The organism is Methylolobus aquaticus (assembly GCF_054172105.1).
Genome location: NZ_JBSYXP010000004.1, coordinates 344,427 through 357,527, shown reverse-complemented (window position 1 = coordinate 357,527; position 13,101 = coordinate 344,427). Strand labels below are relative to the sequence as shown.

The window sequence follows — 13,101 nt, the reverse complement described above, 5'->3', positions numbered from 1 at the left end:
TTGCTCTGCGCTCACTCCTCGCGCAGCGCAATCAGCGGCGTAGAGCGCGCCGCTTTCCAGGCCGGGAGCAGCGCGCCCACGCCCGCCGCCGCCAGCGCGAGCAGCGGCGTCTGCCACAGGTCGGTATAAGGCACCCGCAGCGGCATACTCCACCCGAATGATTGCACCTGTATGACCGCCACCAGAACCCAGGCCACGAGAAGACCCAGCGGCAGTGCCAGCAGGCCGGACGCGAGGCCGATGAAGCCGCTTTGCGCCATGACGATGCTGATGATCTGGCGCGGCGTGAAACCGAGCGCCCGCAGCACGGCGAGTTCCCGGATCCGTTCGAGCTGCAAGGCCAGCAAACTGCTGACCAGGCCGATCAGGGCCACGCCGACCGCGAGCAGGCGCAGCAGTTCAGTGATCGCAAAAGTGCGGTCGAACATGGCCAGCGAGACATCCCGGATATCGCGGTTGGAGCGGATCGACAGCGCGGGATCACGGCCGATGGCACTGGCGAGCGCTTTGCGGACGGCATCCGGCGCGGCGTTCGGAGCGAGCACCAACCCGAGCGAGGTGACACCGTCGTCCCGCCACAGCCTCGCATATAAAGGCTGACGGATCAGCACGATCCCCTGATCGGAGCGGTAATCGAAGAACACGCCGGCGATCTCGAGTTCCGTCGGGCCGTCGGCCGTGACCACGCCCAGCCTGTCGCCAGGGCCGAGGTGGTGTCGACTGGCGAAGGGCTCGGAGATCACGACCACGTCGTCAGTCAGGAAGCGCTGCCAGGCCCGGTCGCCGGACTTGAAGCGGTACGGCGATCGCTGCGGATCGGTCGGCGCCAGCGCCACCAGTTCGACGCGCCCCACCGAGGACTCGACGCTCTGGCTGCGGGCGGAACTGATCGCCGCGACGCCGGACAGGCTCGCGGCGGCCTCCCGCCAGGCGGGGGGCAGCGGATCGTCGGCACTCTTGCCGGTCGTGGCCCGCGTCACGTACAGATCCGCCTGCATCAACTGGTCCAGCCACTCGCCGACGGTATCGCGAAAACTGCCGGTCATTGCGCCAACTCCCAAGGCCGACGCGAACGCGATGGTCAGCGCGGCGATCGCAACGCCGGTTCGACTCAAGGAGGCCAGCACGTCGCCGACACCGAGCCGGAACACCGGATGGCCGATCCGGCGCAGCGGGCGCCCCAGGACACTCAGCACCGCGGGAATCATCAGTCCGCAGCCCGCGAGCAACAGAAACAGGCCCACGATACTGCGCAGCAGCGTCCCGTCAGGCAGTTGCCACAGCCCGGTGGCCAGCCCGATCGCCGCGAGACCGCCAGCCGCCGCCCAGCCGGCCCAGCGCCGGTTGACTTCTTCCAGTCGTGACCGGGAGCGGGCACTGAGGGGTTGCGTACCGGCTGCTTCCAGCGCCGGCATCAGCGCCGCCAGCAGCGAGGCGCCGAGCCCCAGCACGAAGCCGCGCACCAGAACCTCCGGCGCGATGAACAGCGTCTTGACGGTGAGCGTGAAATAGACGTCGTTGATCGTACGCGTGACCTGCGCCGTCAACAGGTCGGCAATCGCAATGCCCAGCACCTGCCCGATCAGGCTCCCGATAACACCCAGCGCCACCGCCTCGACCAGCACTTCCAGCAGGATCTCGCGGCGCGTGGCCCCCAGCAGCCGCAGCGTTGCCAGAACCTCCCGGCGCTGCAGCACGGCGAACATCATCGTGTTATAGATCAGGAACAGCCCCACGACGAGGCCGAGCATGCTCATGGCCTGCAGATTGGTCTCGAACGCGGCCGACAGGCGGCGGGTGGCCTGGCTGCGCCCCTCCGCCGAGGTGAGTTTCAGGCCGCTAGGCAAAGCGGCGGCGAGGCTTTCCTCCAGCACGGGATCGGCCGGCAGCACCACATCGATACGGTGCAACCGCCCCATGACGTTCAACACTTCCTGCGCCGTCGCGATGTCGGCGATCAGCAAGCCTTCCAGCGCCGGGTCGGCTGGTCCATTCCCTTCCAGATAACCGAGCACCTCGATGGCTGCCGGCCGGCCCTGGATAGACAGGGTGAGCACCCCACCGGGCCCGATACCGAAGCTCTCGGCACTGGAACGCGCCAGCAGACCGGTCCCGGGACGGATCAGCAACGCCGGCAGCAGCGGCAACAGACCCCCGAACTGACGGCCACTGCTGCCCTCCCCCGCGACCAGGGGATCCATGCCGACCAGACGCACTGTTTCACCGGTCGGTGTCTCGACCAGATCCTCGAACACCGGCGCGAAACGCGCGCCCGGAAAATCGCGCCGTAAGCCGGGATACAGCGACTCGTTGATGAAGCCGCCGCTGGCCACGATCTGATGCGTCGTCGGTCCGAGCAACGCGGCCATCGACGCGTCGAAAGCCTGGCGGGCGCTCGTCACCGACAGCGCGACGGCGACCGCCGTAGCCACACCCAGCGCTATGCCGAGGATCGCCAGCGCCAATTGCCCGGGATGGCGCAGGAAGAAGCGCCGATTGGCGGCGTTCAGCAGCGCCATCGCACGCTTCCGGCCGGCAGACCGACTGAGGCATAGAACGCGGACCAGACCCAGGATAGCCATTGGCCCGGCAGCGTAATCCCGGGCGTCGTCACGGGCTTTCCAACAGACCGTCGCGCAGATGCCAGACGCGATCGGCCCGTTCGGCCAATTCCCGACTGTGCGTTGCAATCAGCAGCGTCTTGCCACGCTGCCGTAGCATCCGGTCCAACAGGTCGAGGATCTGCTCCCCGGTCGCGCTGTCCAGATTCCCGGTCGGTTCGTCGGCCAGCAGCACCCACGGATCGCCGATCAGGGCGCGGGCGATCGCGACGCGCTGTTGCTCTCCGCCGGAAAGGCGATCCGGGTAGCGGTTGCCGAGGTCGGCCAGGCCGACCTCGGCCAGCAGTGACAAAGCCATCCGGCGTGCACGGGAGGACGCGTGTCCCGCCAACTCCGCCATCAGGGCGACGTTTTCGCACGCGGTCAGCGTCGGCAGCAGATTGAAGGACTGATAGACGAAACCGACCCGGAGCCGTCGGAACAGCGTGCGCTCGCGCTCGTTCAGCGTGTCGACCCGAGTGCCGCCGACCCAGATCGCCCCTTCGTCGGGCCGGTCCAGACCGGCCACCAGATGCAGCAGGGTCGACTTGCCCGAGCCGCTTTGGCCGAGCAACGCGACCCATTCGCCCGGAGCCACCTCGCCTTCGATCCCCCCCAGCACACGATGCAGCGCCGTGCCTTCGCGGAAGGCGAAGCTGACGCCCTCGAGTCGGATCATCGGTTCCGAGGCAGCCGCCGCCAGCGCATCAGGTCGCATCGGCGAGCAACCCTGCCCTGGAGTCATCGAGCCCGAACAGCTGGACGCAAAACAGATGGCCGGCATCGGTCCAGGCCTGCAATGGACGGAAACCGGCATTGCCCGCCAGGCCGACGAACTGGTCCATGCCGTACTTGTAGGAGTTCTCGGTGTGTATGGACTCCCCGGCCGCAAACTTGAACAGCTGTCCGGAGACGCCCACCACCTGATCGACCCGACTGACGAGATGCATCTCGACGCGGCCGTCATCGCTCGCGAAGTGGGCGCTATGGTCGAATCGGCCGAGTTCGAAGTCGCCCTCCAGCTCCCGGTTGATGCGCCGCAACAGGTTCAGGTTGAATGCCGCCGTCAAGCCGGCAGCGTCGTTGTACGCCCGATGCAGGACCGCAGGATCCTTTTTCAGGTCGTAGCCGATCAAAAGGCCGCCGTCACGTCCCAGCAGCGACGCGACGCTGCGCAGCAGTGCCACCGCTTCGTCCGGCGCGAAATTGCCGATGCTGGAACCCGGAAAAAAGGCGATCCGCCGGGAATCGTCGGCGATGTCCGGAAACTCGAACGGGTGGGAATAGTCGACGCAGATCGGCCGCACATCCAGCCAGGGGTAATCCCGGGCGATGGCCGAGGCCGACGCGAAGAGATGATCCCGGGCGATGTCGAGCGGGACATAGCGACGCGGTCGCACGGCATCCAGCAGCAACCGCACCTTCCGACTGCTGCCGCTCCCAAGTTCGATCAGCGTCACCGGTGCACCTAGCGCCGTGGCGATATCCCCCGCGTGGCGTGTGAGGATATGCATCTCGGTGCGAGTCAGGTAATACTCGGGCAGATCGCAGATTGCTTCGAACAATCGGCAGCCTTCGCCGTCGTAAAGGAACTTCGGCGACAACGACTTTTGCGGCCGGCTCAGCCCTAGCAACACCTCGCTGCGAAAATCGGTGACAGCAGGCGCCAGGTCGATCAACCGCACCGGCATCGCATCATGAACCATCATCGGCAAGGCGCACTCCCGAAAATTGCCAGCGATCGGCCGGGTAGAAGAAGTTACGATAGCTGGCCCGAATGTGCGACTGCGGCGTGGCGCAGGAGCCGCCGCGCAACACGAGCTGGCTGCACATGAACTTCGCGTTGTATTCGCCGAGCGCGCCGCTTGGCGGGCGAAATCCCGGATACGGCTGATACGCGCTTTGCGTCCATTCCCAGACATCGCCGAATACCTGGCTGAGCCCGTCGGCACCGGGCACCGCCGTAACCGGCTGCAGCAGCCCCGACTCCACGAAATTCCCGCTCACGGCAACGCCCGCCGCGACCGACTCCCACTCCTGCTCGGTCGGAAGACGCCGTCCCGCCCAGCGGGCATAGGCGTCGGCTTCGAAGTAACTGACGTGGCAGACCGGCGCCCCGGAATCGATCGGCTGGAGTCCGGCCAGCGTGAATTGCCACCAGGCCCCATCCATCCGCTCCCAGTAGAGCGGCGCCTGCCAGCCACGCTGCCGCACTGTGGCCCACCCCTCGGACAACCACAACTCGGGACGCTGGTAGCCGCGGTCTTCCACGAAGGCCAGGAACTCGCCCTGCGTGACCGGCCGCGAGGCCAGACGGAAGGGCTCCAGCCAGACACGATGCCGCGGCGACTCGTTGTCATAGGCGAACCCATCGCCCCCATGGCCGATCTGTTGCAGGCCGCCCTCTCGCAGCAACCAGTCGAGCCCGGGCGTCGTGGCCACGTTCCGTTGCGGAGCGGCTCGGTAAACCGGCCTCAAGGGATTGACCGAAAGGCTGTACTTGATGTCCGTCAGCAGCAATTCCTGGTGCTGCTGCTCGTGATGGAGGCCGAGCAGGAGTCGTGCGCGGATTTCCTCGTAATCTGCTGCCCGGGCAAGGCCGAGCAGTTCGTCGATGGCCTGGTCGACCTGCGCCCGGTAACCCATGACCTCGGCCACGGTCGGTCGCGACAACTGCCCGCGCTGGGCACGCGGGAAAAACGGGCCGACCGTTTCGTAATAGGAGTTGAACAACTGAGCAAATCGGGGGTGAAACTCCCGGTAGCCCGGCAGAAAAGGCAGCAGCACGAACTGCTCGAAAAACCAGGTCGTATGCGCCAGATGCCATTTCGGCGGGCTGGTTTCCGGCGCCGCCTGCAGGCCGTAGTCCTCGCAGGCCAGCGGTTCGCAGAGCGCTTCTGTCTGGCGGCGGACACTCCGGTAGGTCGGCTGCAAATCCGCCAGCTCCGACGTCGGCGCCGCGATGGGCGTAGCCACGGAAACCGGTGGCGGCGAGGGATGAATCAAATGGACAAGTCTCCGCTGTGCATCGACACGAACCCGGACTGCGCGGGAAAGTAGCATTCGCACAGCGAATTGACCAGCGCAGCGCTGGGTTCGTTCAATTGGCGGGGGCAGCAGGGCATCGCCTTTGCCCCTGCCGCTTCTGACCGCCGACGCAGCGTGCCTTGGGCCTGACACCCGAGCCCACGCTGCAGTGCCGCAGTCACGCAAACGTAACACGCCGAGCCTACCATTGCATCACGGCCCGTTTGGTTCCGGTACCGGGCAGCTGGGCTATCCGGCAAAACCGGGACCCCACCCCTGCCAGCGAGCACTATCCTGTTCTTCCAAACCCTGGCCGCCACGACCACCGACGCAATCCGGCACCGCCGCGGCGCACAGTACATCCGCCTGCTGCTGATCTTCGTTCCACTTGCCGTCGTGCTTGACAGGATCGATTCCCTATCGCCCGCGATCCGTTTCGGCTGCGCGGCACTGGCGATCATCCCGCTATCGGCGGAACTCGTTTATTCCACCGAACAGATCGCCCATCGCACGACCCAGACGCTCGGCGGTCTGCTGAATGCGACCTTCGGCAATGCGCCGGAACTGATCATCTCGCTAATGGCGCTCCAGGCCGGTCTGCTGGACGTGGTCAAAGCCTCGCTGGTCGGTGTCATGCTCGGCAATCTGCTTTTCGTATTGGGGCTCGCGTTCCTGGTTGGCGGGCTGAAGCACCGAGTGCAGAAATTCAACCGCCGTGGCGCCCGGATGCAGCGCTCCATCCTGATGGTGGCGGCAATCAGCATCGTCGTGCCCAGCGTGTTCGACAATTTCATTCCGCCGGACCTGCACGACCCCGAGGACGCACTGAACATCGGCATCGCCATCGTGCTGCTGCTCACCTATACGATGAGCCTGCTGTTCATGTTGAAGACACACCCGGATTACTTCTCGGACGCGGACGGTGGCGGAGAAGAAGCCGGCGCGAGCAACTGGTCGCTGCGGCGCGCGCTAATCGTCCTGCTGGCCTCTTCCGTCGCCCTGGCCTTCATGAGCGAAATCGTGGTCGACGCGATAGCCGGCACGGCAGCCGCGCTGGGCGTGTCCCGCGCCTTCATCGGCGTCATCGTACTGGCCTTGATCGGCGGAGCGCCCGAAAGCGTCGCTGCGGTGACCATGGCTCGCAAGAACAAACTCGATCTGACCATGGGCATCGCCGTCGGCAGCAGCATCCAGATCGCCCTGTTCATCGCGCCGATGCTGATGCTGAGCAGTTACGTGCTGGCGCCGCGCCCGCTCAATCTGATGGTCGGCAACGCCGGCATCATGATCGTGTTGTTTCCCGTGCTGTTGATCTCGACCGTCGTCGGCGACGGCAAGTCCAACTGGTTCAAGGGCGTCCAACTGCTGAGCGTCTATGCGCTGATCGCCCTGTTTTGCTATTACATGCCCGACAACGCCACGACGCCGCTATTCCCGCCCTGACGGCCCGCACCGTCCGGCTCGCCCGCACCGAACCGGTCCGATGGCGCACCGCTGGCGACCGAGTGTCGCATGACCGCACACATCGGGGTAAAGTTATATCCCTGGGCAGGAATTCAATGCACGACTCGCACTGATCGAGGCGCTGCGCCTGGGCGCCTGTGCCGTGCGGAAGGGGACTCAGAGAAGATGAGCGAGCATATGGGCCGCGAGCGCAGCAACTGCTTTCGCAATGTCGGCATCGAGGCCACGAACCAGACCGTGGCGATACCATGCGAAGGGGCCGCGGAGGATGCCGGTAACGTACTGAATGCGAGTCCGTTGAGCGCCGAGTTCCTGGAACGTCCCGCTGCCGGCCGTCTGGAGATGGGGCCTGCTGCCTGATCCATCGCGCGACAGCACTGCGCATCACCCCACGGAGGGGATCCAGCATCGTGTTCAAGCCTGTTGACCACCTGAGGCGCCTTCGGATTTCCCGACGCTCCGGTCAGACGCCCGGCTGCCTTCGCTCCGGTACCGGACGCGGCCCGATCGCGCGGCGAAACACGGAAGCGGCAGCATGAAAGCCTTTGCCCTGAGTGTGCTGATTGCCACCTTGCTCGCGCTGATCATGTTGACCGCCCACATCCTGAACATCACCGTCCAGACGCCGGATGGGATGATGAATCCGGTATTCCAATTTGATCTGCGGACCGGGACACGCGATGAGTTCCTGACCTGCTTGCTGGCGTCGGTGATCGCCGCCTATTTCTATGCGGTGGTCGCCTGGATGGATGGTAAGTTGTCCCGTTTGCGCGAGGAGCTCATCGCCGACGCACCGCTCATGCACCTGGCGCAACCCCTCGAGGTGCGACAGCTAAAGGACGCCATACGTAGCGCCGACCTGGCAGCGATCGGGCGGTACGCCACCGACGCCGCGCTGGGCTATTCCGACGACCGCTTCATGACACCTTTCGAGCTGGCCGAGCTGTATGGCCATGACGAAGTGGTTCAAGCCCTGCAGCGCGCCGCAAGCAAAAAGCCGGGCGCGCACTTTGCCATCAAGGCACGGCGGGCCTGAGCGCACGAGGCGGCAAGTTCGCCCACCTCGACCACTCTGTCGACTCCGCCGGGTACGGGAGCCGCGCCCGTTTATGAAGCGGTTCTTGCTCAGTTCCGATACCAGGCGCGCAATTCATTGGCATACTCCCAGGCATCGCGCCGCCCATAGCCAGCGGCCCGTCGAGCACGGCCCCCGGCCACGACAATGATCTCGATGGCATCCCCAACCGCTTTCCCATGCGCAGCTTGGCCCCCGAAATTGAACGCGGTCCGCGCCCGTTCGGTCTTCGGGTAAACCCCCCACCTGGTCCCCTTGGGAACGCGAAACTTGACCACGTAATCGGGCACCAGCCAGTCGGCCATCCCCGCCTTGTTGACGTAGGCGGTGTAGGCACGGACCTCGTGGGTCGAATCGACTGCGCCGACAGTTGAGCTCCAAAGCGCCATGGCCTGGAGCATCGCGATCAGCGTGAGTCGGATGCAGAATTGTGGGACCTGAGACATAGGCTGGTGACCAGGTTGTGGCGATTCGTATGATACTGGCGTAGAGCGGATCCCGGCGCCACCCGGGGAGGGCTTGCCCGAACGACTCGTCTGGGGGTCACCAGACAGCTGAGACGTGCGACCTGATGTAAAGAGAAGGCTTTCTGGCCCATCGTCCAGGGCGTCGGATTTCCTGCATTTCTTGCCAGAGCGACGGGAATCCCCTGACTCAAACTGCCTTGGCCCCGTCTGCCAGATCCACCGTCGGGGAGAAACCTGCCCCGCTGCGACCTCCCTCCGGTTCCGCAACACCCCTCCCAAAGACTTAAAAAACCGGGGTAAAGTCACACGACAACCGGGGCCCTCGGCGCCGACTGAACACTGCCCGTGGCTCCCGAGGAGCCCACCCCGCAAGATTCATCGGAGGTAGCCCAAGGGTACCCCCATTTGCGGCTTTCCCCACAGTCAACAGGCGATTTGACGGACTGGCGCGCAGCCGGCCAGCCATCGGGAGATTGGAAATCAGGCCGGATCAATCGGTTAGGATACTGGCACGCCCACTGCTTTATAGAGGGTGCATAACCTCTTCGATGCGCTTCTCACCGGGACCTCGCCCGAGGCCCACTCTGAATGGCGTCTTCGGCTTTCGCGCCGACGGCGGTTTTCCGGGGTTCCGGTGATCTTTTTTCCCTGATCCAGAATCACCGGGTCCTCCATTTGGCCCGAAGCCCCGCTGACTCCGCTGATTCAACGAGCCGGAGGAAGGCGCGCTTGACGGCAAGTGCGCACAACCCGGATCAACTCCAGGGGTTACTCTGCCCGGCATCGAACGCACCGCCGCTCACTGCGCCTTCCGACTCAAGAGAGATCCGGCACCAAGGCGATCGGCCATTCGGTGCAGAACGACGGTCCGTCTGGCGCTTACGCCTTCCGATACTCCCTCCAGCCCAGCCGCAGCAAGGCCATCGCCGGTGTCGCCATACCGACGCAATAGAACGTCACGTCGAACCATTGCGGCCCAGTCAGCAACTGAAAGGTCGCGGCGAACAGGACCAGCGACGAGCCGCTGAACCCGACACAGAGCCAGAAGGGAAAGGCCACGAAGCCGGTGACTGCATCCATTCGCGGCCGATATAGCCATACTGCCAGGGCGGCGACTCCAGCGGCCAGCAGTGCCCCCGAGGCACTGGGGTGCCCCAGATGTTCGATGAACGACACCATCCAGGCTTGCGCGCCGAGGACCACAGCGGCGAAGGACCAGAACGCAATCGCCTTGAGTTCGTTCGGCATGTCGTCGTCGTAGACGCGCGGCAACAGCATCAATGCGAACAGGAACAAGGCCGCGGCCATGACCACATTGATGCTGGCGATCATGTACAGCCGGCGGGCCCCTGCCATCTCGGTGGTCGGGATCGCGCTGACCTCCGACATTCCGTGCGCCCCGATGAAGCAGACAATCGTCGCGACGATCAGCGCGGCGTTCAGAAACTGGAACAGCCGTTGATCGGCGATCTCTTTGCGAAGCGTCAAGACCAGGGTCAGCACCGTGATGCTGACGCCGCCGAGAGCGGCCAGGAACTGGCCGTAACTCTTGGCAAGTTCGATGTTGTCGATTTGAACCATGGTTGCGGCGCCCCCATACAGCGTAACGCTACCGCATCGCCTAACGAAGGAGAAGCGGATTTTGGCCGCCGCCGATGCGCGATTACCTCCGGCCCTAACGTAAGCCAGCAAGTGACGCCTGCGCGCTGAACGTTTAGGCTGTAGCGCTTTCGGCATGCTTACCAGAGGATCGTCTTCGGCCATGGCTCAGCCACAGCGTCTCGTCGTCGGCATCACCGGCGCCACCGGCATCATCTTCGGCGTCCGATTGCTGGAGTTGCTGCGGGACACGGCGATCGAAACCCACCTGATCGTATCGAAAGCCGCGGACCGCACGCGGGCGCACGAACTCGCTATCAGCGCCCGCGACCTGCGCGCGCTGGCCAGCGTGGACTACGCGATCAGCGACGTCGGTGCAGCGCTCGCTAGCGGATCTTTTCGGACGATGGGGATGATCATCGCGCCCTGCTCGGTCAAAACGTTGGCCGAGATCGCCTCGGGAGTGTCGAGCAGCCTGCTGACGCGGGCCGCCGACGTCACGCTGAAGGAGCGTCGGCGCCTGGTGTTGATGGTCAGGGAGACGCCGCTGTCGGCAATCCACCTGCGCAATATGTTGACCGTGACCGAATGCGGCGGTGTCGTGATGCCGCCCGTCCCGGCGCTGTATACGCAGCCGGCATCACTAGACGAGATGGTGACGCACACCGCCTGCCGGGCTCTGGACCTGTTCGACATCGACGTCGGACGGCTGCGCCGCTGGGGCGAGGATATCGCCGACCGACCTGCGCGGCCCTCCGCCTCGATCGAGGAGTAGCGGGTCCTGCACCCCCGGCTCGCTTGCCCGAGGCGGCCGAGGGGAATGCGATCTTGGGCGCTGGCTTCTCAGGCCACCGTACTCGGCTCCGTAAGCCACTGCAGAAACGTAATCTGAACACCGTCGGGATCACGAATCGCAAAGCAGCGAGATCCCCAATTCGTCGTAACCGGGACAGGCGCATACAGGGCCAGGGACCGATGCACGGCATCGACGTCCGCGACCTCCAGCACCAAGTGCACCCGATCGCCCGGCGCAGGCAGCCGCAACTGTCGCTTCTCGCGCGCCGCATCGAGCAGTTCCAGTCGCAGGCCGTGGACTTCCAGCAGCACGCCGCGCGCACCCGGCCGGTCCCACGCGCGGATCACCGAGCCGCCCAGCGCCTGGCGGTAGAACGCTTCGACCGCGTCGAAACCGGCCGTGGCCAGGCAGACGTAACTCATGCCCGACCTCCACCGCGCTTGCGACAAGACGCGGCCTCGATCGTCACCATACCCGCGCACCCAGGGCCGGCCTGCGAGGCAAGCCTTCCGCTATACTGCGGCTTCGCTCGCCCATGACCCGCTATCGACCGTACCATTGATGTTTCCGTCCCACTGTCCATTCCGGTTGGCTCGACTGCTGGTCGCATTGTTTTTCTGGGTACCGATGGCCGCCTTTGCTGCCCCCCCAGCACAGTTGCCGCAGCTCGCAGCGGCACATTTCGTGGCCGGCGACGGGGCGGTGCTGCCCTTGAGGCGCTGGCTGCCGGTTCACGATCCGCCGCGGGCGATCATCGTCGCGCTGCACGGTTTCAACGACTACAGCCGCGCCTTCGAGATGCCCGGCGCCTTCTTCCAGCGCCATGGCGTGGCCTGTTTTGCCTATGACCAACGGGGTTTCGGGCAGTCACCCGGACATGGGACCTGGCCCGGCACCCAGACCTATATCGACGACCTGTTCCAGTTTACCGTCGCCGTCCGTCAACGCCACCCCGGGATTCCGGTCTACGTCCTCGGGGAGAGCATGGGCGCGGCCGTCGCGATCGTCGCCCTGACGGGTGAGCGGCGTCCCCCTGCGGACGGGTTGATTCTGTCGGCGCCCGCGGTCTGGTCTCGTGACACGATGCCGTGGTATCAGCGGGCTTTGCTGGAGACCTCGGTTCACACACTGCCATGGCTGCGCGTTACCGGCGACGGACTGGGCTTCATGCCCTCCGACAATATCGAAGTGCTGCGGGGACTGGGACGCGACCCGCAGGTGATCAAGGCGACACGGATCGACGCAATCTATGGTCTGGTCGACCTGATGGACGAGGCGATGGCGCGGGTCAGCATGATCGAACTGCCCACGCTGGTCCTCATCGGCGATCGCGACCAGATTATTCCGAAGGAACCTATGCAGCGCTTGCTGGAACGCCTGCCCCGACGACTGACGACGCGTGTCGCGACCTATCCCGAGGGCTATCACCTGCTGCTGCGCGATCTGCAGGCGGAAAAGCCCTGGCGCGACATCGTGGCCTGGATCAGCGACCGCAACCGGCCGCTGCCATCGGGCGCCGAACAACGGCTGGCCCTGGCGCCCTCGCGGGACGCGCGTCACTGAGCGCTTAGGGTTTCTGCGCCAGGCAATCGTTTGCCGCGGCGTTGGTCATCATGACCAGCTCGAACGGGAACTCGTTCTTCTCGTTGAAATGGACTGCATCGGCATGGGTCAGTCGCTTGGATATCTCCTGCGCCATGCAGGTGCAGACGCGACCAAGCTCCTGATCGCTCGATAACTGGCTGTCGCCGCTGCTCTGCTGCGACTTGATGCATTTCTCCGTGTACTTCCGCTCGAAGATCTGGTGCTCGGTCTCGGTGACCGGCGTATGCGGCTGATCGAACACGGAGACCGGCGGCTGCGGCGGCTGGGACGACGGTCGGGCTGCAGGCGGGGCATCGTCACCGCACCCACCCAGCAGCAAAGCCGCCCCGAGACCCATTACGGCGGCAATCGATCGACCTGGCATGTTGTTCTTTATCATTGGTTCCTCTACCCCTTGGATAACGTCTGGTGGGCGCTCTGGCCGCGGTTCAAGCCCGCCCGCCGCCCATCGCGGGGCACATCCGGAGA

At 65.0% G+C, this 13,101-nt stretch carries 13 protein-coding genes; 5 read left to right on the top strand and 8 right to left on the bottom strand.

Translation table 11 applies throughout. The features are described 5' to 3' along the window. Nucleotides 1-11 precede the first annotated feature (11 nt). The 4 genes from ACW73L_RS07720 to egtB form a co-directional block, all read right to left on the bottom strand. Nucleotides 12-2,519, bottom strand: a complete 2,508-nt coding sequence (locus ACW73L_RS07720; protein ID WP_498921152.1) for an FtsX-like permease family protein — start codon at nt 2,517-2,519, stop codon at nt 12-14. A gap of 91 nt (nt 2,520-2,610) precedes the next feature. Next, nucleotides 2,611-3,318, bottom strand: coding sequence for an ABC transporter ATP-binding protein (locus ACW73L_RS07715; protein WP_498921151.1), 708 nt, complete (start codon nt 3,316-3,318; stop codon nt 2,611-2,613). Further along, complete coding sequence (egtD, locus tag ACW73L_RS07710) at nt 3,308-4,309, bottom strand: L-histidine N(alpha)-methyltransferase (RefSeq protein WP_498921170.1); 1,002 nt, start codon at nt 4,307-4,309, stop codon at nt 3,308-3,310. Before egtD ends, ACW73L_RS07715 begins: the two co-directional genes overlap by 11 nt. Beyond that, complete coding sequence (gene egtB / locus ACW73L_RS07705) at nt 4,296-5,576, bottom strand: ergothioneine biosynthesis protein EgtB (protein WP_498921150.1); 1,281 nt, start codon at nt 5,574-5,576, stop codon at nt 4,296-4,298. Before egtB ends, egtD begins: the two co-directional genes overlap by 14 nt. Before the next feature lie 360 nt (nt 5,577-5,936). Here egtB and cax point away from each other — a divergent pair, with 360 nt between their 5' ends. From cax to ACW73L_RS07690, 3 genes are all read left to right on the top strand, one after another. Further along, nucleotides 5,937-7,070, top strand: coding sequence for a calcium/proton exchanger (gene cax / locus ACW73L_RS07700; RefSeq protein WP_498921169.1), 1,134 nt, complete (start codon nt 5,937-5,939; stop codon nt 7,068-7,070). A 186-nt stretch (nt 7,071-7,256) separates the two neighbouring features. Beyond that, the gene (locus ACW73L_RS07695; RefSeq protein WP_498921149.1) at nt 7,257-7,451 is read left to right on the top strand and encodes a hypothetical protein; all 195 of its coding nucleotides are present in this window, start codon (nt 7,257-7,259) and stop codon (nt 7,449-7,451) included. 175 nt (nt 7,452-7,626) lie between these two features. Next, nucleotides 7,627-8,127, top strand: a complete 501-nt coding sequence (locus tag ACW73L_RS07690; RefSeq protein WP_498921148.1) for a hypothetical protein — start codon at nt 7,627-7,629, stop codon at nt 8,125-8,127. An 89-nt stretch (nt 8,128-8,216) separates the two neighbouring features. Here ACW73L_RS07690 and ACW73L_RS07685 read toward each other — a convergent pair whose 3' ends face one another. Both ACW73L_RS07685 and ACW73L_RS07680 read right to left on the bottom strand, forming a co-directional pair. Beyond that, nucleotides 8,217-8,612 carry a hypothetical protein gene (locus tag ACW73L_RS07685; protein WP_498921147.1) on the bottom strand — a complete coding sequence of 132 codons (396 nt, stop codon included), beginning with the start codon at nt 8,610-8,612 and terminating at the stop codon, nt 8,217-8,219. A gap of 900 nt (nt 8,613-9,512) precedes the next feature. Beyond that, nucleotides 9,513-10,214: a hypothetical protein gene (locus tag ACW73L_RS07680; protein ID WP_498921146.1), complete on the bottom strand. Its 702-nt coding sequence runs from the start codon at nt 10,212-10,214 to the stop codon at nt 9,513-9,515. Between the two features lie 181 nt (nt 10,215-10,395). Between ACW73L_RS07680 and ACW73L_RS07675 the strand changes: the two genes are divergently transcribed. Further along, nucleotides 10,396-11,007, top strand: a complete 612-nt coding sequence (locus ACW73L_RS07675) for a UbiX family flavin prenyltransferase (protein WP_498921145.1) — start codon at nt 10,396-10,398, stop codon at nt 11,005-11,007. 68 nt (nt 11,008-11,075) lie between these two features. On the opposite strand, the gene ACW73L_RS07670 is transcribed toward ACW73L_RS07675, so the two are convergent. Continuing rightward, nucleotides 11,076-11,450 (bottom strand): VOC family protein, encoded by a 375-nt coding sequence (locus ACW73L_RS07670; RefSeq protein WP_498921144.1) that lies wholly within the window; start codon nt 11,448-11,450, stop codon nt 11,076-11,078. 139 nt (nt 11,451-11,589) lie between these two features. Between ACW73L_RS07670 and ACW73L_RS07665 the strand changes: the two genes are divergently transcribed. Further along, nucleotides 11,590-12,591: an alpha/beta hydrolase gene (locus ACW73L_RS07665; RefSeq protein WP_498921143.1), complete on the top strand. Its 1,002-nt coding sequence runs from the start codon at nt 11,590-11,592 to the stop codon at nt 12,589-12,591. A gap of 4 nt (nt 12,592-12,595) precedes the next feature. Here ACW73L_RS07665 and ACW73L_RS07660 read toward each other — a convergent pair whose 3' ends face one another. Then, nucleotides 12,596-12,997, bottom strand: coding sequence for a hypothetical protein (locus tag ACW73L_RS07660; RefSeq protein ID WP_498921142.1), 402 nt, complete (start codon nt 12,995-12,997; stop codon nt 12,596-12,598). Between the last annotated feature and the right edge of the window lie 104 nt (nt 12,998-13,101).